A 24962-nucleotide genomic window follows, 5' to 3' on the forward strand; every position below is an offset into this window, starting at 1 on the left:
CGGCGTGCAGGAAACCTTACTCCGGATCGCCAGACTTAGCCGCAACAGCGAGCTTGGGCACATTCCCCAATCGGGAAGCGTAACGTCCTACAACTACTCCGCTGGAAAAGATGCGATAGATAACAGCAGGCCCCTCGGCAGAATGGGCTCGGCAATCCATCATCGCTTACTGAGGAAGAAATATGCACGAAAACACTGAAATCCGTCGAGAGGCAAAGAAGATTTCTTATCTTTCAAAACCTCGTTTCGTCGTCATTCCTGCAGGTGTCGAGTTCTTCCACGTCACCGAGAGCGCTACCGGGCAGGTCAAGGGGTTTCGCCGCCGACACCATGATGCCTGCGAGCTCGCCAGACGCCTGGAGCGCTAGCGTGCAATCAGGCGGCCTGCCCTTTGTGCAACTGTTGCAGCCAGGCCGCCTGACACTCCAGCGCCTCGCCACGCGTTGCGAACGCCGTGCCACGGCGCTCGCCATTGACCAGCACCACCCAACATACCCGCCTACCCAGCGCCTGCAGTGTCTCGGGCACACCTGAGCCAATCATCACGGCCACATCGACTCGGCTATTCATGATTCCCTCCGGAACTTAATTAGCAACCTAACTATATGGTCATGATACGCCCGCGATCAGGCGGGAGAAAGCCAACGTTGGTAGAGCTGTGTTGCGCTACGGGCAACAAACTCGTCGGCGCTGCGCCTAGCAAACGCAAAAAGCCCCAGGGATCGCTCCATGGGGCCTGGCACGCAACGCTCGATCAGACCTGACGCTGGTGGCGGTCGAGCTGCTCGTGGCGCTCCTGGGCTTCGATGCAGTACTTGGTGGTCGGGCTGATCAGCAGACGCTTCAGGCCAATCGGCTCACCGCTGTCATCGCACCAGCCGAAGCTCTCGTCGGAGATACGGTCCAGCGCCATTTCCAGCTGTGGCAGCAAACGCTGGTCGCGGTCGATGGCATTGACCAACCAGCTACGCTCTTCTTCTACCGAAGCCACGTCAGCAGGGTCCGACGGAGTGTCCAGGCCCTCGATGGTGGCACGGCTCAACTCGATGCGCTCATGGGTTTCGACTTTCATCGACTGCAGCAGGCCAGTGAAGAAGGCCAGCTGATCAGCGTTCATGTAGTCATCGGCCGACATGGCCAGCAACTGTTCCTTGGTCATCGATTTCTCTATGAAAAAATGTGCATTTGGGCGATTCGGGTGCCGCCGACGCCAACGCGTCAGCAGCGGAATTCTTCAAGCGCCAATCGGCACTCTTTTACAGGGGGCGGCAGTCTAAGGCTCCACGTCGCGTGGAGCAACTGCAATCACGGGGGATTTTGACTGAAATGGCACCGATTCCGCCAGCCGGCGTGCCTGGGCCTGTTTCAAGACATGACTCAAACAGTGCGCTGCATGCAGCGCACCGGCCTCTCAACGATCCTTGAACTGCGCTTCACGCTTGCCAATGAAGGCACTCATACCCTCCTTCTGGTCTTCAGTGGCGAAGGCGGCATGGAACACGCGTCGCTCGAAGCGCACACCCTCGCTGAGGGTGACCTCGAAGGCGCGATTGACGCTCTCCTTGACCATCATGCTGACCGGGATCGATTTGCTGGCGATGGTTGCAGCTACCTTCAACGCTTCCTCGACCAGCTCGGCCTGCGGCACCACGCGTGCCACCAGGCCGGCACGCTCGGCTTCTTCCGCGCCCATCAAGCGCCCCGTCAGGCACAGCTCCATGGCCTTGGCCTTGCCTACCGCCCGGGTCAGGCGCTGGGTACCGCCCATACCTGGCAGTACGCCGAGGTTAATTTCCGGCTGACCGAACTTGGCGTTGTCACCCGCCAGAATGAAGTCGCACATCATCGCCAGCTCGCAACCACCGCCCAAGGCAAAGCCGGACACGGCAGCAATGATCGGTTTGCGGCGGTTGGCAATCCGATCGGCATCGCTGAACAGGTCGTCGACGTAGATCTGCGGGTACTTGAGCTCTGCCATTTCCTTGATGTCGGCGCCGGCGGCAAACGCCTTGGCCGAGCCGGTCAGCACCACGCAGCCGATGTTCGGGTCACGCTCGAGCTGGTCCAGCGCCTGGTTGATCTCGCTGACGATCTGCGCATTCAGCGCATTCAGCGCCTGGGGCCGGTTGAGGGTGATCAGGCCGACCTTGCCATGGATGTCCAACAGGATGGTTTCGAATGCCATGCAGTCTGCTCCTTCAAAGATTGCGCGCAATGACCATGCGCTGAATGTCGCTGGTGCCTTCGTAGATCTGGCAGACCCGAACGTCGCGGTAGATCCGCTCCAGCGGGAAGTCGCTCAGATAGCCATAACCGCCCAATGTCTGCAAGGCATCCGAACAGACCTTTTCGGCCATTTCCGAGGCAAAAAGCTTGGCCATCGACGCTTCAACCAGCGCTGGACGCCCGGCATCACGCAGCGCGGCGGCGTGCAGCACCATCTGCCGGGCCACGGCAATGCGCGTAGCCATGTCGGCCAGGCGGAAGGCCACGGCCTGGTGCTCGATCAGTGGTTTGCCGAAGCTCTGCCGTTCTTTGGCATAGTCGCGCGCCACCTCGAAGGCGGCGCGGGCCATCCCGACCGACTGCGAAGCGATGCCGATACGCCCACCCTCCAGGTTGGCCAGGGCGATCTTGTAGCCCTGCCCCTCTTCGCCCAGCCGATTGGCGACAGGCACGCGCACATTGTCGAAGACGATCTGGCAGGTGTCGGATGCATGCTGGCCGAGTTTGTCCTCCACACGCGCTACCTGGTAACCCGGCGTGTCGGTTGGCACGATGAACGCGGTGATGCCACGCTTGCCGGCCTCCGGGTCGGTGACGGCGAAGACGATGACCACACCGGCGTTCTGCCCGGACGTAATGAACTGCTTGCTGCCGTTGAGTATGTAGTGGTCGCCCTCCAGGCGCGCACGGGTCTTCAGGCTGCTGGCGTCGGAACCCGCCTGGGGTTCGGTCAGCGCGAAGGCCCCGATCATCGACCCGCTGGCCAACGGCGCGAGGAACTGCTGCTTTTGCTGCTCGGTGCCAAATTTGAGTATGGGCACGCAACCCACCGAGTTGTGCACACTCATGATGGTCGAGCAGGCACCGTCGCCTGCGGCGATCTCTTCCAGGGCCAGGGCATAGGCCACGTACCCCGTATCGCTGCCGCCGTACTGCTCCGGCACCAGCATGCCGAACAGGCCCAGGGCAGCCATCTCGTCAATGGCTTCGCGCGGGAAACGATGCGCCTTGTCCCATTGCTCGGCGAACGGTCTGAGACGCTCCTGGGCAAAGTCACGGATGGCGTCGACAATTTGTTGTTGCTCGTCAGTTACCAGCATGGTTCACCTCAGTACAGGCATTCGACGGCGATGGCCGTGGCCTCGCCTCCGCCAATGCAGATGGCCGCCACGCCGCGGTGCAGGTTGTTCTGGCGCAAGGCCGACAACAGCGTCACCAGAATCCGCGCGCCCGAAGCGCCGATCGGGTGGCCCAGCGCACAGGCGCCGCCATGGATATTGACCTTGTCGTGTGGCAGGTCGAGGTGCTTCATGGCCGCCAGGGTGACCACAGCGAAGGCTTCGTTGATCTCGAACAGGTCGACTTCGGCCAGGTTCCAACCGGTACGCTTCATCAGCTTGTCGATAGCGCCAATTGGCGCGGTGGGGAACAGCGCCGGGGCATCGGCAAAAGCGGCATGGCCATGGATCACGGCCAACGGTTCGAGGCCGCGCTTGTCTGCTTCGGAGCGGCGCATCAGCACCAGCGCTGCGGCACCATCGGAGATCGAGCTTGAGTTGGCGGCGGTCACCGTCCCCCCTTCACGGAAGGCCGGCTTGAGCTGCGGGATCTTGTCCAGACGCGCCTTGGGCGGCTGCTCGTCATCCTTGACCAGGCGCTTCTCTTTGCCCTCGGTGACTTCCACCGGGACGATCTCGGCAGCGAAAAGGCCGTTCTTGATTGCGTCTTGCGCGCGGGTCAGCGAGGTAATGGCGAACTGGTCCTGGGCTTGGCGGCTGAAGGCGCCCGCCTGGGCGCAGTCCTCGGCGAAGGTGCCCATCAGCCGGCCCTTGTCGTAAGCGTCCTCGAGCCCGTCCATGAACATGTGATCGATGATCTTGCCATGGCCCATGCGGTAACCGCCGCGGGCCTTGTCCAGCAGATAGGGGGCATTGGTCATGCTCTCCATGCCGCCAGCCACCACCACATCGGCGGTGCCGGCCAGCAGCAGGTCGTGGGCCATGATCGCCGCCTGCATGCCCGAGCCGCACATCTTGTTCAAGGTGGTACACGTGGTGTGTTTGTCCAGGCCTGCGCCCAGCGCGGCCTGGCGCGCCGGGGCCTGCCCCTGACCTGCCGGCAGCACGCAGCCGAACAGCACCTGCTCGACGCTGGCGGCATCGATACCGGCGCGTTCGACGGCTGCGCGGATCGCCGCTGCGCCCAGTTGCGGTGCGGTGAGGCTCTTGAGGTCGCCCTGCAGGCCGCCCATGGGCGTGCGCACGGCGCTGACGATGACAATAGGATCGTTGATGAGGGTCATGTTCAATGCTCCTTACTTGGCAGCCATGCGCAGCGCGCCGTCGAGGCGTATCACCTCGCCGTTGAGCATGCTGTTCTCGATGATGTGGCGGGCCAGGGCGGCGTATTCCTGTGGCCGGCCCAGGCGCGGCGGAAACGGTACGCCGGCGGCCAGGGAGTCGCGTACTTCCTGGGTCATGCCGGCCATCATTGGCGTCTCGAAGATGCCGGGGGCGATGGTCATCACCCGGATCCCGAAGCGCGCCAGCTCACGGGCCGCAGGCAGCGTAAGGCTTGCGATCGCGCCTTTGGATGCAGCATAGGCGGCCTGGCCGATCTGCCCGTCATAAGCGGCGATCGAGGCGGTGTTGATGATCACGCCGCGCTCCCCTCCTTCTTCAGCCTGGCCCTCGGCCATGGCTGCCGCTGCAAGGCGCAGCAAATTGAAACTGCCGATCAGGTTGACGTTGATGACCTTGGTGAAGCTGGCCAGGCCATGCGGGCCCTGCTTGCCCAGCACCTTCTCGGCGCCGACGATACCGGCACAGTTGATCAGGCCATGAATACTGCCAAAAGCACTGACAGCAGCATCGACCGCAGCCTTTGCGGCCTGCTCGTCGCTGATGTCGGCGACCGCGAAACGGGCGCTGTCGCCCAGTTCGCGTGCCTTGGCTTCGACGGCTTGGGCATTGAGGTCGACCAGCATGACCTTGGCACCTGCCTCGACCAGCATCTGCGCAGTGGCGGCACCCAGCCCGGAAGCCGCGCCGCTGACGATGAAATGTTTGTGGTTGATCTGCATGTGGGGTCCCTCAGGCGCTGGCGCGTGTGGCCAGCGGCGCTTGTTGTCTGGCGATTTCCTGATTGCGCAGGATGAAGCGTTGCAGCTTGCCGCTCGGCGTCTTGGGCAGCTCGCTGACGAATTCGATTTCACGCGGATAGGCGTGGGCATACAGTCGCTGGCGCACGTGCCGGCGCAACGCATCTTCCAGCTCGGCGGTGCCTGTCACGCCTTTGGCCAGCACGACGAAGGCCTTGATCAGCTCGGTGCGCTCCGGGTCGGGCTTGCCGATGACTGCCGCTTCGATCACCGCTGGGTGCTCGATCAGCGCGCTTTCCACATCGAAAGGGCCAACCCGGTAACCCGAGGTGGTGATCACATCGTCGCTGCGGCCGACAAAGCTGATGCTGCCGTCGGCGTTGAGCTCGACGGTATCGCCGCTGAGGTAATACTTGCCGACGAACGATTGGGTAGGCACGCCGCGATAACCGCCGAACCAGCACAAGGGCGATTGCTCACGGTCGACGGCCAGAATCCCAGGTTGCCCGACCGACAGCTCCGCGCCCTGCTCATCGAGCACGACGATACGGTGGCCTGGAATGGCGAAACCGGCAGCCCCTGGATGCACGGGGTGCTTCAAGCCATGGTGGTTACACAGCACCATCCCCAGTTCGGTCTGGCCGTAGTGATCGTGGATGGTCACCCCCAGTTCGTCGGCAAACCAGCGTATGACCTCCGGGTTGAGGGGCTCGCCGGCACTGCTGACGGCCCGCAGGCGGCCTTGGATTGGCGCGGAAAACTCACCGCCCGCAGCAATCAGCAACCGATAGGCCGTAGGCGAACCGGCCAGGTTGCTGATGCCCAGCTTGTTGATGATGTGCGCGCAGCTCTCGACGTTGAACGGGCCATCGTAGAAGGTCGTGGCGTGGCCCAGCGACAACGGGCCGGTCACGGCGTAATACAGGCCATACGCCCAACCTGGATCGGCCAGGTTCCAGAAGTTGTCTTCCGGGCGCAGGTCAATCGCATCACGCATGTAGCCCTGGAAGGCGACGATGGCGCGCAGCGGCACTTCAAGGGGTTTGGCTGGGCCGGTGGTGCCCGAGGTGAACATCAACAGGAACGGGTCGTCACCCGTGCGCATGACAGGTTCACAGCCATCTGCAACGTGTTCAAGGCTGGCATGGAAATCCAGTTCGCCAGCGCGTGCTTGAACTGTGATGACCTTCGGGCAATCACTCACCTCATCCAGCTTGGCGCGGTTCTGCTGGTCGGTCACGACCACGCGCGCTGCGGACTGCGCCAGGCGATGTTCGATGGCCTTGGGGCCGAAGGCAGTGAACAGCGGCTGGTAGACCGCACCCAGGCGCCAGGTGGCGAGGATGGTCACCAGCAATTCGGGGGTGCGTGGCATCAAGCCGGCAACACGGTCGCCGGCGCCTACCCCCTGGGCTTTCAGCACGTTGGCAAAGCGTGCCGCCAAGCCGGCCAGCTCATCGAAGGTATATTGCTTGCTGTCGCCATCACGGCCTTCCCACCGCAGCGCCAGCTTGCCGCTGCCAACATGGCGGTCGCAGCATTCGACACAGGCATTGAGGGCATTCAGCTGCCCGTGCAGTGCCGCGCGGGCGGCCTTGGCATGGTCGAACGAACGGGCGGCATCGGCATAATCACGCATCGTCAGACTCCTGGTTGTTATTGTTGGAGTGCGCCATTGGTCTGACGATGTTGTCGCTACATGCCCTAACGGGCAATGGCCAAAGCTGTCAATCTGGATGACCGGTTTGGTCGCCAGCTGGCAGGATTGGATCTGCGTCGGGCGTCAGCATGGGTTTGGTCAACAAGATCACCAAACGGGTTTTGTTTTGTGCAAGCTGCCTGGACAACTCATTGCTTTGTTCCCAATATGGCGCGTCGTCGATCTCACCCCGCTGTTCAAACACTTCGTCCAGACTTTCCTGGAATTGGTCGAGCAGGGGAGCAAACGCCTCCGCGTGTTGCTTTTCCACCCATTCACACCAGAAGGTCTGCTGGCTCAGGAAAGCGGCTTTCGCTTCGACTGTGGCCGCATCCCTGACAAAGGCCCGTGCAGCATCAAGATCCGCCTCGCTGACGTTGGCTATCGCACCGAACATCATCGAGCTCGGCTGGCTTGGCAGCTTCATCTCTTCGGCCAAGGCCAATCGGAAATAAAGGCTGACTTCGATGGCATCAAGGTTTGGCTTGCTCACGGTTTTTTCAGCGATGTACCTGCCGATATGTTCCTTTAACAGCGTGAGCCGGAACAACCCCTGGCCCAGCTCGAGCAACGCCTGTTGCTGCCCGGCCTCTGCTGACGATCGCGTTGCATTCTCCACCAATACAAGCAGATGCAGCTCGCTGAATAGATCGGCGACATCATCTACACAAGTAGTGCCGCGAACATAGGCATGGACGTTATTGGCCAGCTCAGTGTCGGTGTCCATGGCGTCAAGTATCGTCCACACTCGGGCCTCCAGCTCACTGCGCAGGGCCTTATTTCTGTAGTCACTGCTTTGCTGCAGCCTGCCCAGGATCGTGTCCAGCTCACTGCGTCGTGGCTCAGCGAACAACCGATCCCACGTTTCCCCGCGCGCTTGCACATGCTCACCAGTCACCCAGACATCCCTGGCAGCAAGTAGCTGAGGCGCGGGGTGGGCGGCCGGCGGATGGACATGCACAGGGCGCGCATAGAGGCGCTCCAGTTGCGCCTCCTCAATGGCGTTGCGATGCAGCAAAATTGAGATACGGTAGCCATACGGCATTGCCTGGATGGCTGCAGGTACGTTGATCAGATGATTGGAACGCAGGTCGATCCAGCGCAATAATCGGCACCGCTCCAGGCCCTCAGGCCATTCCAGCAACCCGCACTCCCTCAGGTGCAGGCGCCTGAGCCCTGAAGCCCAGTTGCTCAGATACAAACTGCGGATCGCCGGATTGGCGCTGAGGTCCAGCTCCTGCAGCTCGGTCAGTGTGCTGAGCGCCTCAGACACACGCTCGCCGTTGCGAATACCGTTGTATGAAAGGTCCAGCCTTTCAAGCCCCCGCAGATGCCGAATGCCGACCGGTAGTGCTTCCAGGCGGTTGCGCGCCATATTCAGACGGCGAACATGCCTGAAGCAACTGAGGAAGGCATCTGGCACCACCTGCAGTGGCGTATTGACCATGGCCAGGGCGGTGATGTGATGGAAGTCGATCGCGGCATTCAGTTGAGGCAAGCTGCTCACACCATGCCCACTCAGGTCCAGAACGAAGCCGCGCAAACCATTCCCGTGGGCATCGACCGGCAACTGCCTGCGCCAGGCTTGTAGCAACCTTTGCCCAAGCAGGCGACGCGCTGCCCGTTCCCCTTCTGGCCCATCAGCTATCCACGTCCCCAGGCAATGGTCGAGCATCTGACAGTTCTGCTCTTCCAGAACCAGAGCTGCGTAGGGGTTGGCAGCGTCCAGAATGCGATTCAAATGCTCATCGATCTGCCTGGGCGAATCGCCCTGATAGAGCCTGGCCAATCGCCGCCGGGCCCGCCACCCCGGCCTGCGCAACTGAGAGGCACTGCCGCCCAGCGGATACCCGACACGGCCATCGTCCAGCTGCTGCCCCGGATTGAACCAGCCCGGCTGCTCCTGCCAGGCCAATTGGTTTACCAGCTTTTGCCGGCCTGTGGGCAGCTGCTTGACGACCAGTCGCCGTAGCTCGCCTGCCTGCTCCTCGCTGCCGAGGCCAAGGGCGGTTTTCTGTGCCGCTGTCAGTACGGTGGCAATGGCCTGGAAGAAGTCATCAGGAACGCTGCTCTGCTCTTCCAGCGGGAGGCCTTGAGCGTCATACAACCGGAACGCCCCCGCATGACGTACCATCGTTATTGGCTCTCCCTGCGATGCCTGCGTGTTGATAGCTGCCAGCAAGCGCCCCTCCGCCGACCCGAGGCGTATTTCGAGGCGACTCGAGAAAGACCAATGGTCAAGCCTGGACAGCAGTCCCAGCGCTAACTCGTCGCTGCTATCACAGAACGCGTTTCGCAGCATCACGCCTTGTACAGCATGATTCAGCCTGGCGAGCTGAAGCAGGGAGCGCGCTTTGGTAGAGACAGACAAGGGCAGCCGCTGCCGCAACTGCACCTCTTCCCGCTCGTCTGCGCTCACCTGACAGGCCAATTCGATGGCGTAATCGGTAGGCAAACCAGGAAAATCCCGCTTCAGCACTTGAACAACAAGGTCAGAACCCGGCTCGACGAATGTGAGGTGATCTAACAGGTCCTGACGTAGTTGGATCTGTTGATCAAGAATCGCCCCATGTCGCTCGGCGGCTGTCAACTGAACTAAATCGAGGCGCTGCTCGCACCAGTCAAGCAGCGCCAGGTCATCGGCCCCCGTCGCACCGGGCGCCAGCGACCTGAAGAAGCGCTCGATCCTTTCATCGGCCTCGAAACGGCGCAGGGTATCGCGCAGGTTCGCCGGCAAAGGACGATTCTCCACCAGGATCCCGCGCAGTTCGTCTATATCGCTGCAAGCCGCTTGCAGCACCTGCTTGGCACGTAGCTGGTCAAGGGGAATTTGCTGTGGCCAAAGGCGGGCGAGCATCTGCTGTGGGTCATTCCAGCCCATGGGCGAGTCGTCAGGTAACAGCCACAGGCGCTCGGCGTTGCGCTGCAGCACCGGCCCGTAAGCCTGTGGCCGGTCGTGATGAAGCAGCCGCCAGGCCCCGTTCTCACTCGGCTGATGCACCTCGTAATAGTGCTCGTCGACCCTTAGCCAACGGCGGTTGCCTTTGAAATACAAACCATCTGCACCCATGACCGCATCATCCGGCAATTCACGCTGGTAGATACTCAGGTCGCCGCTCCACAGCCCTTGGCTGTCATCGTCCAACGTGACCGCTTCCAGGCCCTCTTCCAGCGCCCTGTCGACCAAACGGCCAGCAGCGGCGCCCGCACCCCCCGCAGCCCCCGTGGCAACGACAACCTGCGCCACGTTCAGTGCATGTTGCAATGCTTCGTGGTCATGCCCCTTGGCCCAGTCTGTAACGCCTTCGAACACCTGGGCGCAAACATCCTTCAGCAACGCCCCCAACAGCACGGCCCCTACCGCGGGGATGAAGAACCCGGCCAGCCCGACCAGCCCCCAGCCAAGCGACTTCCAGTCCTCCAGGCGTTGACGGCTGGCCTCGGCATCAGCGTCTGCGGTAGGTACGAGCAGCACCTTGGCATCCGCGCGCACCCGCTCGACCTGCTCATCCACCCAGTGGGTGAAGACTGTGCCGTGCCCGGTCATGCCCTCTATCTGCAGGTCAGGCACGTCATCCATCAAGCGCAATTGCAGCTGCTGGAAGAACGCGCTGCGAGCATCCAGCGCGATCAATTGCAGGAGTTCACGCTGATAACCTTGGTGCTGCAGGGCGGATACCATTTCAACTTGCAACTCCTGGGTGGAGCTGTGCCAGCGCAGTGGATTGTCGGCATCGCCAGGCATGTAGATCACGACACCTGCACTGTTGCCATCGGCAGTTTTCAACTGGATTATCAAAGCCTCATGAACCAGCACCCCCAGCATGGACATCAGCCCTGGGTACGCCGTGAGCCTGGGCTCGGTAGCCGTGCCGCCAGGGCTTTCGGCATAGTGCTCCAGTGCGTCTCGGACATCGTTGTCGATCTTGCCCTTGAGAAAGGCGACCTGCACGGCCAGCTTGAAGCCCGCAAGCTTGTCCGCCACCAGCAGAGCCTTGTTCTGGGTGAAATGTTGATCAAGCAGTGCCTGGTACTGCTTTCCAGCATCCAATTGGCGGCACGCTTCGATCAATTGCGCGGTATTGCCAATGACCCCTTCATCGTCAGCCTGGACAACCAGACCACTGCCGCTCAAGGGGATGTCATCTTCGGCGAAGTTCTGCACCAGGCGCGACAACGCTGGCTGCACTTCAAAAGCGTCTTCCAGGTGGGGAACCGAATGGCCAACCGGTCTGCGAGTCTTCCTTCGCCACTGCAACGCGTTCAGTGTCTGCCCACTGGGCAGCATGCCTGCCAGGGCTTCGGAGAATTTGCTCTCGGCGAACGCCTGCAGGGGTACCGCTGCCTTGGTCGCCCCGGCCACGGCTATCTGGCTGGCTCTATGGCTGGCGATCAATACTCGCAGCTTGTAGATGTTGGCTTTTGAGGCACCTTTGATCCATTCAGGTAGCGATTCGGTAAAAGCCGTAGCAGCCTTTTGCATATCTTGGGCAGTGACACTGTTACGGGTACTGGGTACAGCCGGAAATGTGCGCATGAGGAACCCTCTGTGCTGATGAGAGGGCACAATCTTTCACTCATTGCGGCAACGCTTCAGAGGGAAGCCGAACAGCTGTCGCAGTCAAGGCAGACAGCCGCTCAGCAGTGAGGCTCACGCGCCTGGACCAACGCACGGTAATGGCCGGGGTTGCAGCCAAACCACTTGCGAAAGGCCTTGTAGAACGAGCTGCTGTCGGCAAACCCCAGCCGCTCGGCAATGTCCGCCATGGCGGGTTCAGCCTCGCTGAGCCAGGCAATCGCCAATTCACGTCGCACGCTGTCTTTCAGCCCTTGGTAGGTCTGCCCTTCTTCGGCCAGGCGCCGGCGCAGGGTGGAAGGTGACAAGCACAACTGCCGGGCCAGGGCATCGGCGTCGGGCCACTGATTGGGGTGCCGATGCAACAGATCGTTGCGCACACGCCGCCCCAGGCTGGCAGGGTCGCGATACTTGACCAGAATATTGCCCGGCGCTTCGGCCAAGAAGCGTTGCAATTCCTGGGGCGTACGCTTGATTGGCAGGTCAAGGCTGTCGGCGGCAATGATCATGCGCGTACGCGGCCGATCGAATTGCAAACTTTCCGAGAACATGACCCGGTAATCATCGCAGAACGAAGGCTCGGCGCAGCGCATGTCGATGGCCAGGATCGGGATGCGCCGGCCCGCCAGCCAGCAGGCGACGCCGTGCACGATCATCCAGAAGGTAAAATAGGTGAAGGCTCGCCGCGACTGTTCGCGGGGTTCATTGATGACGATTTCAGCCAGGCTCTGCTGGCGTATCAGGGTTGGATGCAGGTCCGCGAGCATCAACGAGAGAAAACCCAGCGCGACGTCCAACCCCTCACCGAGCGTCGGCTGGGCCATGGCTGCACGGGTCATGAAGGCCAGGCTGCCGACGGCCAGGCCACGCGGGTCCATGGCGAAGAATTCATCGTTGCAGCGTCGCGCCAGCAGCCGCCAAAGCTGGGCATAGGCATCAGCACTCACCCGCGCCTCTGGCAGCTCAAGCTGCGCCGGGTCGATGCCGGCACGCCGCAGCACACCGACATCGGGTTGCCCTGCCGGGCAGGTCTGCAACAGCGCTTCGCGCACCAATTGCATGGAGATGGTGTCTTTTTCGCTCATCGGCCATCCAGATTGATCTGTGCCGGCCATCTTAGGCCCGGTCAGGAAAAACACCAGCCCTGCCTCACAGGTTCGCGGCCAGGCCCAGGAATGCCTGAATCAAGCGCAGTTCGCGACGACGCTCCAGGCAGCCGATCATGTGCTGATTGACCAGGCCCTCTCCGGTGAGCGGCCGCGCCACCACACGGGGGTCGTTGGCCACCTCGGTCGACGAAACCACCCCAACGCCCAGCTGCGAAGCCACCGCCTCGGTGACCGCCTCGCGGCTGTCCAGCTCCAGCAGCACACGGGGGTGCACACCCGCTGCGGCACAGGCCTTATCGAAAGTGCGGCGGGTGGTAGAACTGGGCTCTCGCAACACCATGATCTGCTGGTTGAGCTCGGCCAACGGCAAATCCCCCTCGCCGCTCGCCCAGGCATGCCCCGCCGGCAGCAGCGCGCACAGGCGCGACTCGCACAGGGCCTGCAGGTACAGGCCCTTGCGTGGCTCGATCTCGGTCAGCACGGCAACATCGGCATGTTCGGAAAGCAATGCAGCCAGCGTCTCCTGGGCATTGCCCAGGCGCAGGTTGACGGTGATGCCCGGGTAACGCTCGCGCAACTGAGCCAGCATCGGCATGACCCGGTGCGGGCCGTCCGCAGCGACCTCCAGGCGGCCAGTGAGCAACTGCCGATTGGCCTCGAGCATCGCCTGTGCTTCTTGCGCCAGGCCGAACATGGCCCGGGTAATGGCTGCCAGGCGGGTGCCCTCTTCGGTCAGCTCTACCCGCCTTGCGGTGCGCCGCAACAAGGTGATCTGGTAGTGCTCTTCCAGCGCCTTGACGTGCCCGGTGACCGCCGGCTGGCTGATGAACAACCGCGCGGCGGCGCGGGTGAAGCTGCCTTCGCGGGCAACTGCATCGAAGGCACGTAGCTGAAACAGGTTCATATTTATCGGCCTGACTTATAGCTCGAATAACAACAAACAATTTGATTGATAGGAAGGGGAATTGCAACCTAGCCCCGTAGTTTCAGCGCCAGATTATTCGGCTGACCACCCGCCGCTTGTGAGGAACCACGGAATGAGCACCGCCCCGATCCTGCTGACCCCCGGCCCCCTGACCACCTCCGCTCGCACCCGCCAAGCCATGCTGGTGGATTGGGGCTCCTGGGACCGCGACTTCAACCAACTCACTGCCAGCGTCTGCGAACAATTGCTCGCCATCATCGACGGCAGCGCCAGCCACCACTGCGTCCCTCTGCAGGGCAGTGGCACCTTTGCCGTGGAAGCCGCCATCGGCACCCTGGTACCACGCGACGGCAAGGTGCTGGTATTGATCAACGGCGCCTACGGTCAACGCCTGGCAAAGATCTGCAAGGTTCTGGGGCGCACCTACACTACTTTCGAAACCGCCGAAGATCAGCCGACCACTGCTGCCGATGTCGATCGCCTGCTGGCCGCTGACCCGGCCGTGACCCACGTGGCGTTGATCCACTGCGAAACCAGCACCGGTATCCTCAACCCGCTGCCAGAGATCGCCCAGGTGATCAAGCGCCACGGCAAGCGCCTGATCATCGATGCCATGAGTTCGTTCGGCGCGCTGCCGATCGATGCCCGCGCAATCCCCTTCGAGGCGCTGATCGCCGCCTCCGGAAAATGCCTGGAAGGCGTACCGGGCATGGGCTTCGTCTTCGCCGAAAAAACCGCACTGGCCGCCGCCGAAGGCAACGCCCACTCGCTGGCCATGGACCTGCACGATCAGCACACGTACATGGCCAAGACCGGCCAGTGGCGCTTCACGCCGCCCACGCACGTCGTGGCTGCACTGCATGAGGCGCTGCAGCAATACAACGAGGAAGGCGGCCTGCCCGCCCGCCACCAGCGCTACGCCAATAACTGCAAGACGCTACTCGACGGCATGGCTGCCATCGGCCTGCGCAGCTTCCTGCCGGCCGACATCCAGGCGCCGATCATCGTCACCTTCCACGCCCCTGACGACACTCGCTATCAGTTCACGGATTTCTACCAACGGGTCAAAGCCAAGGGCTTCATCCTCTACCCAGGCAAGCTGACCCAGGTCGAGACCTTCCGCGTCGGCTGCATAGGCGTGGTCGGCCCGGACGGCATGCAAGCCGCTGTAAATGCCGTGGCCGACGTGCTACGGGAAATGGAAGTACTGGATATCTGACCCTTTGCCCACCCGATTTCAGGAATCACCGCACATGAACTACAGCAACCCTACCCAGCTGCAAGCCGCCATCCTCGACTGGGCCGGCACCGTGGTCGACTTCGGCTCCTTCGCCCCGACGCAGATCTTCGTCGAAGCCTTCGCCGAGTTCGACGTCCAGGTTTCCATTGAAGAAGCCCGTGGCCCGATGGGCATGGGCAAGTGGGACCACATACGTACCCTGTGCGACGTGCCTGCCATCGCCGAGCGTTACCGCACAGTATTCGGCCGTACCCCGACTGACGATGACGTCACCGCCATCTACAACCGCTTCATGCCCCTGCAGATCGAAAAGATCGCTGTGCACTCGGCGCTGATCCCTGGCGCCCTGGACACCCTCACCGGCTTGCGCAAGGGCGGCCTGAAGATCGGCTCGTGCTCGGGCTACCCGAAAGTGGTGATGGACAAGGTGGTGGAGCTGGCGGCGCAGAACGGCTATGTCGCCGACCACGTGGTGGCCACCGACGAAACCCCGAACGGCCGCCCATGGCCGGCCCAGGCACTGGCCAACGTGATTGCCCTGGGCATCGACGATGTGGCGGCCTGTGTGAAGGTTGACGATACCGTGCCGGGCATCCTGGAAGGTCGCCGCGCCGGCATGTGGACTGTGGCCCTGGTGTGCTCCGGCAACGCGCTGGGCCTGACCTGGGAAGGTTACCGGGCCTTGAGCGCAGAGAAGCTGGAGGGCGAGCGCAAGCGAATTCACGCAATGTTCGAAAGCTCGCGCCCGCACTACCTGATCGACACCATCAATGAACTGCCTGAGGTGATCGCCGACATCAACCGGCGCTTGGCCAAAGGTGAAATGCCGCAGGCGTTCTGACGCAGCGGTGCTGCACCCATCGCGGGCAAGAGCGTGCCCACAGCTTCGCCATCGAACCTGTGGGCGCGGTCTACCCGCAAAAGCGCCTGTTCGTCACGCGGGGGAACAAGGTCAGCGAATACGGCCGCGCCCCGCACTCAACCTCGACTTCTTTCCAGGCTGCGAACGAGCCGCAAGGTGAGCTCCAGCCTCAAGGCATGGGTATCGGCGTCCTGCTCATTGTCCAACTCGTCAAGGTCGTTCCGGTACTGCGGCTCACCCAACTGAGCGCGCTGCCCTTCGATCACGTTGCGCCTCTGCTCGTAGAGTTGTACCAGGTCGTTGAAAGGTTCAGCATTCACCAGTGCCAGGTGTCGCCGCCAGAACGAGCGTCGACACAGGCTAGCGGCCAAGTGTTCAGGTGTTTCGGCCTCACGCAAGGCACGCAATGCCTCCAGCAACTGGTCCTCGGTTACCCTACCGTCCTGCGATTCGCGCATTGCCAGCGGCTGTCGGGGCAAGCTCAAGCGCTGCCGCAGACGCACCCGATAGCCCAGGATAATGGCTGTACGGTCTACGGGTACTCGCAACGTCTGACGTTGGGCGATATCCCGACGCGCGTACTGGTCCAGAAAATCCAGGCGCATGAGCGCCCGCCCCAGTTCCACCAGGTCGGCACTCCGCCCAGCCGCTACAAGGGCCTCTGCCCGGGCGATATGCAAGCGTAAAGTCAACTGGCTGAAGCGCTCGATAGCCGCGTTGTGATCCATCAGCGGCCGCTCCATCAATCCGTCGATTTGCCCGCGAAATTCCGCATTGTGTTCCCATTCGTTCAGCACATCCCAACCCTGCTCGATCAGATACGATCGCGGCCAGCTGAAGTCGGCGAACTCGATAAGTTCGCTCAACAGTGCAACAAGCCGTGCCCCAGTTACCGATGCCGTCAATGCGCTCCAACGAGTGTCACGAACAACCCGCAGTGCGGCATCCTCGCCGACCCACCATGCACGGGCATCGGTCGCCGCGATCCGCAACTGCGCCGGCTCTTCCGGAATGCTGTCCAACGCATAGAAACGCTGCAATGCCTGGCTAGATAAAGGGTTGCCGTCGAGTTGAAAAATGCGGCGAAACTCATAAGGCATCTGCAGCAAGACATCAGGCGCAGCGTGCAGCTGGTTGTCACGCAAGTCAGCTATTTCGAGAAAGCCACAGAGCTCCACACCCTCCGGCCAGGCACCCAAACGACAATTGCGCATAAAGAGGCTCACCATGTGCGACAGGTGATTGAACCTCATTGCGAACTGGCCCAGCGGATTGTGGCTGAGATCGAGATAGGCAAGACGCGGCAGCGTGCTCAAGGCCTGCTGGGCTGCCGCATCCAATCGGATGTTATTACGCGCCAAGCGCAGCTCGCGCAGTTCGATCAGGTATGAAATACCCTCGGGAATGCGCAGCAGCGTATTCCCCCCCATATTCAACACCTGCAAGCTGGTGAATGAACTGAGAAACTGTGTCGGCACTCCGGTAATCGTTGTACCCTCCATCACCAATGAAGTGATGAAAGTGAAATTCAGGCGCAGGGGTAACTCTGGAAGCGTGGTGATATTCAGGCCGGTGAGGGTCAGGCGCTGCCCTGCTACACCGCCATTGTCGGCGGGGAAACGCTCGCCCTGCGCAGCCCAGGCGCTTCGCATGCGCTGGGCAACGTAACCCCGCGTGCGCCGCCGGGTATCGTTGAGCTCACTCCCCTGCCAGCGCTGCAGCGCCCTTTCCAGTTGCTCATGCTCGTTCTGCACCTCGAGCAGAAGCTCGTACGCCGATGCCTGTCCTTCAAGCCTGCGTTGCAGCTCCTCGTCAATCTGCGCTTCGCTCAAGCCAGGAAAGTACCGGCGCAGACCGTCGCGCAACACGTCCCTTGGGGTTCTGCGCTGGCCTTGACCACGACCACTGAGCAAGTAACCGACCCGGCCATCGTCCAGGCGTTGCCCGGGGTTGATCCAGCGTGCACGTTCCGGCCATTCCAGGAAACGCGCAACTTCTTCATGAGTTCGAGGCAGTTGCGCCAGCGCCCGAGCCAGGAGCAGCTGACTTGCATCGTCACTCCCCGCTATTCCCAACTCGACACGCTGAGCGGGAGTTAGCAGTGCGACGACTACCTGGAAGAGATCTCCTGGGTCGCCTGCTGAAACCGTGACCTCGCCGCCATTGGCCGCGAAAACATTGAACCTTCCGTCCTGGTGGACGAGTATCCGCAACGGCGTCCCTTGTTCCTGCGCCACCAGGCTTGCAATAACACGCCCGTCAACTTCACCTTCACACAGATTGATGTTGATGGTCCGAGGCCCCAGCTGATTGAGCAATGCGAATACCAATTCGCCTGTCTCGGTGGCATATCCATTGGCCAGGTAGAGGCCCGCCAAGGCCTTGTTGATTCTCGCAACACGCAATAACGACGCCGCCTTGAGCGCCAAAGCCAGGGGCAGCTTGCCGGTTCTGAACCCTTCATTGTGTTCTACTGTACTGGCCTCGCCTGCCAGCATCTGAGCATACGCATCCCCCAACCCAGGAAAATCCCTCTTCAACTGCTGCAGCAACGGGTCATCGCCAACACGGTCCAGACGCGTCAGGTGCGCGTAAAGCTTGCCACGCAGTTGCAGCTTCGCCCCCAGCACCTGCGCAATGCCTTTGCCGACATCGGGAGATGACTCGCACCACGTCAGCAGTTCCTCGTCCTGTGCATCCAGACGTTTGCGCTGCAAATGATCGAAGAAGCGCTCGATCAGCCCGTCCGCTTCAAAGCTGCGCAGGGTTTCCCGCAGGTTGACAGGCAACGCTCGGTTTTCCATCAGGATGCCGCGCAGCTCGTCTTGATCGACCCCTGCTACGCGCAGTACCTGCTCGGCCCGCTGCGCGTCTATCATCGGGTGCTGTGGCCACAACCTGTCAAGCATCTGCGCGTTGTCAGCCCACACCCAGGGCCGTTCGCAAATCGGCCGCCAGCAGCGCTCGTCGTTATGCAGCACGACGGGCTCGTAAGCGCCTGAACGTCGTGAATGGCGGAGCCGATAGGGGCCCTCAGGTTCGGGCCGATGCACTTCATAGTAACGCGAACCGGAGCGCAGCCAGCGCTGACTGCCATCGCCATACAAGCCGTCGGAACGCAGGCTGATATTTTCAGGTACCGACTCGTAAGGTACGAGGCTGTCGTCCCACAAACGCTGAGTGCCGGTTCGCACATTGACGGGCTCCAGGGCAGCTACCCAGGCGCTGCGCAACACAATCACGCCAACCACGGTCGCCGTTGTCGCTACCAGCGCTTCGGCGACACCGAGCATATGCTCCAATGCTTCATGCCGGTGGCCCTCGTACCAGTCCTGCGCGCCTTCGAAGACCTCACCCAAGGTCTGCAGTACCAGTTGCCCCAGCAACACGGCCCCGACCACCGGGATGAACAGCCCTGCCAGATTGATCAGGTTGAGGCCTGCCGACTTCCAGGCCTCGTGCCTGGCGCGGGCTGCCTTGGCATCGGCCTCGGCGGTTGGCACCAACAGCATCCGCGCATCTGCCATGGTGCGCTCGACCTGGGCGCTGGCCAGCGCTGTAAAAATGCTGCCCTGAATCACAACACCTTCCATCTCAAGATCAGGGGATGGGTCTTGGAGACGCTTGCCGAGCAGGTCGACAAAATTGGCCCGAGCGCTCAGGCTGATCAACTGAGAGAAGAACGAGCGATAGGTTTCACCTTGCAGCAAGGTGGCCATGGCGCTGTTCATCGACGCTTCATCAGCAAAATAGCGCAAGGCCTGCTGCGGATCGCTTGGCAAGTAGAGCAGGATACCCTTCTGCGTACCCTGCACATTGCGCAACCGGACGAGCATGCCGTCGGCTGCTGCCTGGCCAAGCACCTGCAAAGTGCCACCATAACCGCGCAGCCCCGACTTATGAAGGTGCGACTCTGCACGGGTCATCTCGAGCAGCGCTATTTCCACCTCGGCCGTAATGTCGCCTTTCATCGCTGCAATCTTGCCTGCCAACGCAAGCCCGGATCGCTTGTCGTCGGCCAGAATACTCAAGGCCGTAGCATTGAAGATCCGTTCCAGTTCATCCTGGTACTTTTGCCCCACATCCAGCCCTCTGCACTCGGCCGCAAGCAACGTTTCCGAGATTGACAACACCCCATCATGCCCCGGCGCGACCAGGCCAGAGCCTGCGTATAAGGGGCTGTCAGATTCGAAGTTGCTCATCAGCCTCAAGATGCCGACGGTGCGTGATGCCTGGTAACCAAACGCCTGCATGTCAGAGCTGCCGAGCGTACCGATCCAGGGCGTCACTTCCAGCCACTCGAGCTGCGAAAACTCCACCCCCGCAGGCAGCGGCTTGGCCAACAGCGACTTGAGATGCTTTTCGGCGAATACATCCAGCGGTTCAAGCTTGAGGGTGAGCCCACGCAGGCGCGCCTGGCTGGCCTGATGGGCATTGAAGGCGGCACGCAACCTCGTCATCTGGGCACGCGAGGCGCGCTTCAACCACGCTGGCAGCCTTGCGGCGATAAAGTCGTCAGTGGCAGCAAGGGTCTTTTCATCGACCGTGCGCGTCGCCGAGGAATTGTGCGTCATTGTCGCTCCAGCAATCAGGTTCAGGAGCGCCAATACTGTAGGAGGGCCTCGGCATCACCGCAGTTGGAATGGATGCCGCGTGCACGGCTGGCGAGGCCGTGCCTGGCATCCGGTGAGGGCTTGAATTCAGACCGCCCGGTTCAACTTCACCCACGAAGCGAACTTGTCGATAAAGCCCTGCAAGAACGGCCGGGTCTTGTCACCGAGCTTGCCGCTGTCCTCGAACAGGGTCGCCGCCCCGCCGATATAGGCCTCTGGCATCTGCATGCACGGCATGTCGAGGAACACCAGCGACTGACGCACGGCATGGTTGGCACCAAACCCGCCAATGGCCCCCGGCGACACGCTGACCACCGCAGCCGGCTTGCCACTCCAGGCGCTTTGCCCATACGGCCGTGAGCCCACGTCGATGGCATTCTTCAGCGCGCCGGGTACTGAACGGTTGTATTCCGGGGTAACGAACAGCACCGCATCACTGTGGCGGATCTCGTCGCGAAAACGTTTCCAGGGCTCTGGCACGCCAGCCGCCTCGACATCTTCGTTGTACAACGGCAAGTCGCCGATCTCTATGATTTTCAGGTTGAGACTGGACGGCGCCAGCTCTGCAAGGGCGCGGGCCACCTTGCGGTTGTAGGAGTCCTTGCGCAAGCTGCCGACGACGACCGCTACCGAATACACCTGGCTCATGGCGATTTCCAACCTTTGCTGGGTAAGAGACTTGGTAGTTATAGATGACCGTTCTTCGGCGCTTTGGTTTTTTTTAACGGGGCGGAAAACTTCCGGGTACCTTCCACGGTCTATTCAGGCAGACATTTCCTACGTATTTCAGAGGTTTTCACCTAAATGGCAGCAGTAATGGTCGGCCAATTCCACGCCCGTGACGCCGAAGGCCGTATCTACCCCGTTCACGAGTTCCAGGAGTCCACCCTGCAGACCGATGGCAGCGCCCTGGGCTCGCCGATCACCACCTATCGCCTGGCCATCGGCGACCGGGTCAACCACCTGGGTGAAGACCGCTTCGAACTGGCGCAGACCGGCGTCGAAATCATTCGCATTCCTTGACGCAGTCCACGGTGTAGGTGCCGGTCTCGTTCTGCAGGCCATGCACATCGGCGACGAAGCCCGGGAAGCCGCTGTTGAAGGCACGGGCAAACGCCAGGTATTCCAGGATCGAGCGGGTCGCTTCGGTGAATCGCTCGCCTGGCATGATCAACGGAATGCCGGGTGGGTACGGCACCAGCATCACCGCCGCGATGCGGCCGAGCAACGCGTCTATCGGCACCGCCTCCACCTCTCCCCGCACCATCTGGTCGTAAGCCCGAGCCGGGCTAAGTGCTGCATCCGGCAAACGGCTGAATAGCCGCTTGAGCTGCTTGGCCGTGGCATTCACGCGGTAGCAGTCATGCAGCTGGTCGCACAGGTCACGCAAGCCGATACCTTGATAGCGCGCCCCATCGACCGCAACGATGCTGGGCAGGCACAGATTCAAGGCAGTGTTGGCATCATAATGGCGCTTGAATTCCAGCAGTTCGGTCAGCAGCGTGCTCCACTTGCCTTTGGTGATACCCATGGAGAACAGCACCAGGAAGCTGTACAGCCCGGTCTTCTCCACCACCAACCCGCGCTCCCAGAGAAACTTGCTGACCACCGCCGCTGGAATGCCATGCTCGCCTGCAACGCCGTCGGCACTCAGCCCTGGCATCACCAGGGTGACCTTGAGCGGGTCGAGCAGCACATAATCGTCAGCCACCTCGCCAAAGCCATGCCATTGCGCCCCCGGCTGCAGCAGCCAGTCGTGCGCGGCCAATAGGGCAATGCCCTCTGCTGCCGGCGGTTGCCAGATGCTGAACCACCAATCGTGCGCAGCGATGTGCTCGCGCAGGTTGGCCAGGGCACGACGAAAGCTCAACGCCTCGTCGAACATTTCCTGCAGCAGCGACCGCCCGGCGGGGCCTTCCATCATGGTCGACGCTACATCCAGTGACGCCAGGATGCTGTACTGCGGGGAAGTGGAGATGTGCATCATGAATGCTTCGTTGAAGCGGTCGCGGTCCAGTTGCCGCTGCGCACCGTCCTGCACGTGGATCATCGACGCCTGGCTGAAGGCTGCCAGCAGCTTGTGCGTCGAATGAGTGCTGAACACCAGCGGGCTCCCCTCCGTGCACTCGGTGCCAGGCATAGCGGCCGGTGAAGAACTCATGAAACGCCGCATAGGCGAACCAGGCCTCGTCAAAATGCAGCACCTCGGCGCTGCTGCCCAGGGCCTGCTTGATCAGCCCGGCGTGGTAGCACAGGCCGTCATAGGTGGAGTTGGTCACGACCGCCAGCTTGATGCGCGGTTCACGGCCCTTGGCCAAAGGGTTGGCCAGTATCTTGGACTGGATCGACTCGGGGCTGAACTCACTGAGAGGAATCGGCCCGATGATGCCTAGCTCATTGCGCTCCGGGCACAGGTAGATGGGGATGGCGCCCGTCATGATGATCGCGTGCACTACCGACTTGTGGCAGTTGCGATCCACCAGCACCAGGTCGTCGCGGCCGACCATGGCGTGCCAGACAATCTTGTTGGCGGTGGAGGTGCCGTTGATGACGAAGAACGTATGGTCGGCACCGAAGTTGCGCGCGGCGCGGGCTTCGGCCTCGGCCAAGGGCCCGGTATGGTCGAGCAATGAACCTAGCTCTGGCACCGAGACGGACAGGTCCGAGCGCAGCGTATTCTCGCCAAAGAATTGATGGAAGGCCTGGCCCACCGGGCTTTTGCGGTAGGCCACACCACCGCCATGGCCGGGGGTATGCCAGGAATAGTTGGATTGTGCGGTGTGCTGCACCAGGGCCTTGAAGAACGGCGGCAGCAGGCCGTCAAGGTAATTGTGCGCGGCACGGGCCACCTGGCGGGCCAGGAAGGGCACGGTGTCTTCGAACAGGTAGAGGATGCCGCGTAGCTGGTTGAGCTCGCTCATGGCCTCGGCGGGGGCGTTTTCCAGGGTGACCTGTTCGCCCAGGGCGAAGATCGGCAGGTTCGGCGCACGCTGGCGGGCCAGGCGAATCAGCTCGGCGATGTTCTGCAGCAGGTGGGTGTTTTCGCCAATGCCTTCAGCGGCGATCAGCATGCAGGCCAGGCCGTGATGGGTCGCGGCGACCAGGCGCGCTTCGGCGTTATCCGCGGCGGCGAGGATGGCGAAACCGTCCTGGCGCAGCTCTTCGGCGATCCCCCGCACGCGTTCGCCGGCAACGCTGTCGGCCTTGATGGCGCGGTGGACGATGAGGATCGGGAACTTGAGGTCCTTGTACATCAGGCGGCTACCTCCGAAGGACGGATCGTCCATCTCAGGGTAGTTGAGCCTGATGGTTTAAGTGCCGGCCCTGTCGCCGGCACGGACGATCAGCTAGCCGGCAGGTGTTTCGGTCAAGGCCTGCCACATCGAAGGCCCGCCCGCCGACTTGGCAATGGCCGCCAGGCGCTCGGCATGCGCCTCCAGCTCCTCGGCATTGGCCATGATCACCCGCCCCGGCGCACGCCCGGTAATGCGGCGAATCTCGCTGCCACCGCTGCCCTGGCCATCGTTGTCACCGTCCTGCCCGTTGCCCGCCAGCGAAAGGCTGGTCTGGCCACCGGTCATCGCCAGGTAGACGTCGGCCAACAATTCCGAGTCGAGCAATGCGCCGTGCAGCTCACGGCCGGAGTTGTCGATGTCGTAACGTTTGCACAGCGCGTCGAGGCTGTTGCGCTGGCCGGGGTGGCGGGCACGCGCCAGCAGCAAGGTGTCGAGAATGGTGCAGTGCTGCGAAATGTCGGCGCGGTCGCGCTGCCCCAGCAAGGCGAATTCGTTGTTGATGAAGCCGACGTCGAACGCCGCGTTGTGGATGACCAGCGTGGCGCCCTGGATGAATTCGAAGAACTCGTCGGCCACATCGGCGAAACGGGGTTTGCCGATCAGGAAGGCGTCCGTGATGCCGTGGACGTTGATCGCGCCCTCGTCACTCTCGCGGTCCGGCTGCAGGTACACGTGGAAATGCCGACCGGTCAGGCGCCGGCCCATGACTTCCACGCACCCGATCTCGATGATCCGGTGGCCTTCGCTGACCGGCATGCCGGTGGTTTCGGTATCGAGAATGACCAGGCGTTTATCTTGTTGCTGCTGCTCCACGCGGGGCGCTCCGACTTGCATCAGTTACAAAGCCGGGGATTGTACCCCAGCTCAACGCTTGGCGCGCACCTCGTCGACACCACGGTTGGCCAGCTGGTCGGCGCGCTCGTTGCCAGGGTGGCCGATGTGCCCGCGCACCCACTTCCAGGTGACCTTGTGCCGGTTGACCTGCTCATCGAGCTGCTGCCACAGGTCGGCATTTTTAACCGGCTCTTTCGCGGCGGTCTTCCACCCGCGTTTCTTCCAGTTGACCATCCACTCGTTGATGCCCTTCATCACGTACTGCGAGTCGGTGGTCAGCACCACCTCGCATTCGCGCTTCAGCGCCATCAAACCCTGGATCGCAGCCATCAGCTCCATGCGGTTGTTGGTGGTTTCGCGCTCGCCGCCCCACAGTTCCTTTTCGACGCCCTTGTAGATCAACAGGACACCCCAGCCGCCTGGGCCGGGATTGCCCTTGCAGGCACCATCGGTATACAGCTCGACGCTATCGCTCATGTACC

General features: G+C 61.9%; 18 protein-coding genes and 1 pseudogene. 4 read left to right on the forward strand and 15 right to left on the reverse strand.

Annotated elements, in window-relative coordinates; all coding sequences use genetic code 11:
• The first annotated feature begins 182 nt into the window (after positions 1 to 182).
• Positions 183 to 368 carry a hypothetical protein gene (locus ABEH27_RS19230; RefSeq protein WP_346615089.1) on the forward strand — a complete coding sequence of 62 codons (186 nt, stop codon included), beginning with the start codon at positions 183 to 185 and terminating at the stop codon, positions 366 to 368.
• Between the two features lie 7 nt (positions 369 to 375).
• On the opposite strand, the gene ABEH27_RS19235 is transcribed toward ABEH27_RS19230, so the two are convergent.
• From ABEH27_RS19235 to ABEH27_RS19280, 10 genes are all read right to left on the reverse strand, one after another.
• Positions 376 to 570, reverse strand: coding sequence for a hypothetical protein (locus ABEH27_RS19235; protein WP_346615090.1), 195 nt, complete (start codon positions 568 to 570; stop codon positions 376 to 378).
• 184 nt (positions 571 to 754) lie between these two features.
• Positions 755 to 1159 (reverse strand): TraR/DksA C4-type zinc finger protein, encoded by a 405-nt coding sequence (locus ABEH27_RS19240; RefSeq protein WP_016485822.1) that lies wholly within the window; start codon positions 1157 to 1159, stop codon positions 755 to 757.
• 252 nt (positions 1160 to 1411) lie between these two features.
• Positions 1412 to 2185, reverse strand: a complete 774-nt coding sequence (locus ABEH27_RS19245; protein ID WP_346615091.1) for an enoyl-CoA hydratase — start codon at positions 2183 to 2185, stop codon at positions 1412 to 1414.
• 13 nt (positions 2186 to 2198) lie between these two features.
• On the reverse strand, positions 2199 to 3326 hold the full coding sequence (locus tag ABEH27_RS19250) for an acyl-CoA dehydrogenase (RefSeq protein WP_346615092.1): 1128 nt from the start codon (positions 3324 to 3326) through the stop codon (positions 2199 to 2201).
• A gap of 8 nt (positions 3327 to 3334) precedes the next feature.
• On the reverse strand, positions 3335 to 4528 hold the full coding sequence (locus tag ABEH27_RS19255) for an acetyl-CoA C-acyltransferase (RefSeq protein ID WP_346615093.1): 1194 nt from the start codon (positions 4526 to 4528) through the stop codon (positions 3335 to 3337).
• A gap of 12 nt (positions 4529 to 4540) precedes the next feature.
• Positions 4541 to 5308, reverse strand: coding sequence for an SDR family NAD(P)-dependent oxidoreductase (locus tag ABEH27_RS19260; RefSeq protein ID WP_346615094.1), 768 nt, complete (start codon positions 5306 to 5308; stop codon positions 4541 to 4543).
• 10 nt (positions 5309 to 5318) lie between these two features.
• Positions 5319 to 6965 (reverse strand): AMP-binding protein, encoded by a 1647-nt coding sequence (locus tag ABEH27_RS19265; protein WP_346615095.1) that lies wholly within the window; start codon positions 6963 to 6965, stop codon positions 5319 to 5321.
• 88 nt (positions 6966 to 7053) lie between these two features.
• A complete protein-coding gene (locus ABEH27_RS19270; RefSeq protein WP_346615096.1) occupies positions 7054 to 11562 on the reverse strand; it encodes an NEL-type E3 ubiquitin ligase domain-containing protein in 4509 nt (1502 codons plus the stop codon).
• Between the two features lie 101 nt (positions 11563 to 11663).
• Positions 11664 to 12686: an AraC family transcriptional regulator gene (locus ABEH27_RS19275; protein ID WP_346615097.1), complete on the reverse strand. Its 1023-nt coding sequence runs from the start codon at positions 12684 to 12686 to the stop codon at positions 11664 to 11666.
• Between the two features lie 64 nt (positions 12687 to 12750).
• A complete protein-coding gene (locus tag ABEH27_RS19280; RefSeq protein WP_346615098.1) occupies positions 12751 to 13614 on the reverse strand; it encodes a LysR substrate-binding domain-containing protein in 864 nt (287 codons plus the stop codon).
• 133 nt (positions 13615 to 13747) lie between these two features.
• Here ABEH27_RS19280 and ABEH27_RS19285 point away from each other — a divergent pair, with 133 nt between their 5' ends.
• A complete protein-coding gene (locus tag ABEH27_RS19285; protein WP_346615099.1) occupies positions 13748 to 14854 on the forward strand; it encodes a 2-aminoethylphosphonate--pyruvate transaminase in 1107 nt (368 codons plus the stop codon).
• Between the two features lie 34 nt (positions 14855 to 14888).
• Positions 14889 to 15716, forward strand: coding sequence for a phosphonoacetaldehyde hydrolase (phnX, locus tag ABEH27_RS19290; protein ID WP_346615100.1), 828 nt, complete (start codon positions 14889 to 14891; stop codon positions 15714 to 15716).
• A 137-nt stretch (positions 15717 to 15853) separates the two neighbouring features.
• Here phnX and ABEH27_RS19295 read toward each other — a convergent pair whose 3' ends face one another.
• Together ABEH27_RS19295 and ABEH27_RS19300 are read right to left on the reverse strand one after the other, a co-directional pair.
• Positions 15854 to 20311, reverse strand: a complete 4458-nt coding sequence (locus ABEH27_RS19295) for an NEL-type E3 ubiquitin ligase domain-containing protein (protein ID WP_346615101.1) — start codon at positions 20309 to 20311, stop codon at positions 15854 to 15856.
• A gap of 126 nt (positions 20312 to 20437) precedes the next feature.
• A complete protein-coding gene (locus ABEH27_RS19300; protein WP_346615102.1) occupies positions 20438 to 20998 on the reverse strand; it encodes an NADPH-dependent FMN reductase in 561 nt (186 codons plus the stop codon).
• A gap of 156 nt (positions 20999 to 21154) precedes the next feature.
• Between ABEH27_RS19300 and ABEH27_RS19305 the strand changes: the two genes are divergently transcribed.
• A complete protein-coding gene (locus ABEH27_RS19305; protein ID WP_346615103.1) occupies positions 21155 to 21373 on the forward strand; it encodes a hypothetical protein in 219 nt (72 codons plus the stop codon).
• Here ABEH27_RS19305 and ABEH27_RS19310 read toward each other — a convergent pair.
• The 3 genes and pseudogenes from ABEH27_RS19310 to rnhA all read right to left on the reverse strand — a co-directional run bounded on the left by ABEH27_RS19310 (position 21357) and on the right by rnhA (position 24957).
• Positions 21357 to 23604, reverse strand: a pseudogene (locus ABEH27_RS19310) (Orn/Lys/Arg decarboxylase N-terminal domain-containing protein). The gene ABEH27_RS19305 and the pseudogene ABEH27_RS19310 sit on opposite strands and share 17 nt — an antisense overlap.
• A gap of 93 nt (positions 23605 to 23697) precedes the next feature.
• Positions 23698 to 24402 carry a DNA polymerase III subunit epsilon gene (gene dnaQ / locus ABEH27_RS19315; RefSeq protein WP_346615145.1) on the reverse strand — a complete coding sequence of 235 codons (705 nt, stop codon included), beginning with the start codon at positions 24400 to 24402 and terminating at the stop codon, positions 23698 to 23700.
• A gap of 108 nt (positions 24403 to 24510) precedes the next feature.
• Positions 24511 to 24957 carry a ribonuclease HI gene (rnhA, locus tag ABEH27_RS19320; RefSeq protein ID WP_012315304.1) on the reverse strand — a complete coding sequence of 149 codons (447 nt, stop codon included), beginning with the start codon at positions 24955 to 24957 and terminating at the stop codon, positions 24511 to 24513.
• Positions 24958 to 24962 lie beyond the last annotated feature (5 nt).

The organism is Pseudomonas sp. P39-UII1 (assembly GCF_039672635.1).
Classification (GTDB): Bacteria; Pseudomonadota; Gammaproteobacteria; order Pseudomonadales; family Pseudomonadaceae; genus Aquipseudomonas.

Coding starts and splice junctions, on each gene's coding strand:
- ABEH27_RS19295 (WP_346615101.1), bottom strand. CDS start 20,311: ATGACGCACAATTCCTCGGCGACGCGCACGGTCGATGAAAAGACCCTT.
- rnhA (WP_012315304.1), bottom strand. CDS start 24,957: ATGAGCGATAGCGTCGAGCTGTATACCGATGGTGCCTGCAAGGGCAAT.
- phnX (WP_346615100.1), top strand. CDS start 14,889: ATGAACTACAGCAACCCTACCCAGCTGCAAGCCGCCATCCTCGACTGG.
- ABEH27_RS19250 (WP_346615092.1), bottom strand. CDS start 3,326: ATGCTGGTAACTGACGAGCAACAACAAATTGTCGACGCCATCCGTGAC.
- ABEH27_RS19285 (WP_346615099.1), top strand. CDS start 13,748: ATGAGCACCGCCCCGATCCTGCTGACCCCCGGCCCCCTGACCACCTCC.
- ABEH27_RS19230 (WP_346615089.1), top strand. CDS start 183: ATGCACGAAAACACTGAAATCCGTCGAGAGGCAAAGAAGATTTCTTAT.
- ABEH27_RS19240 (WP_016485822.1), bottom strand. CDS start 1,159: ATGACCAAGGAACAGTTGCTGGCCATGTCGGCCGATGACTACATGAAC.
- ABEH27_RS19280 (WP_346615098.1), bottom strand. CDS start 13,614: ATGAACCTGTTTCAGCTACGTGCCTTCGATGCAGTTGCCCGCGAAGGC.
- dnaQ (WP_346615145.1), bottom strand. CDS start 24,402: ATGCCGGTCAGCGAAGGCCACCGGATCATCGAGATCGGGTGCGTGGAA.
- ABEH27_RS19300 (WP_346615102.1), bottom strand. CDS start 20,998: ATGAGCCAGGTGTATTCGGTAGCGGTCGTCGTCGGCAGCTTGCGCAAG.
- ABEH27_RS19270 (WP_346615096.1), bottom strand. CDS start 11,562: ATGCGCACATTTCCGGCTGTACCCAGTACCCGTAACAGTGTCACTGCC.
- ABEH27_RS19265 (WP_346615095.1), bottom strand. CDS start 6,965: ATGCGTGATTATGCCGATGCCGCCCGTTCGTTCGACCATGCCAAGGCC.
- ABEH27_RS19275 (WP_346615097.1), bottom strand. CDS start 12,686: ATGAGCGAAAAAGACACCATCTCCATGCAATTGGTGCGCGAAGCGCTG.
- ABEH27_RS19245 (WP_346615091.1), bottom strand. CDS start 2,185: ATGGCATTCGAAACCATCCTGTTGGACATCCATGGCAAGGTCGGCCTG.
- ABEH27_RS19260 (WP_346615094.1), bottom strand. CDS start 5,308: ATGCAGATCAACCACAAACATTTCATCGTCAGCGGCGCGGCTTCCGGG.
- ABEH27_RS19255 (WP_346615093.1), bottom strand. CDS start 4,528: ATGACCCTCATCAACGATCCTATTGTCATCGTCAGCGCCGTGCGCACG.
- ABEH27_RS19235 (WP_346615090.1), bottom strand. CDS start 570: ATGAATAGCCGAGTCGATGTGGCCGTGATGATTGGCTCAGGTGTGCCC.
- ABEH27_RS19305 (WP_346615103.1), top strand. CDS start 21,155: ATGGCAGCAGTAATGGTCGGCCAATTCCACGCCCGTGACGCCGAAGGC.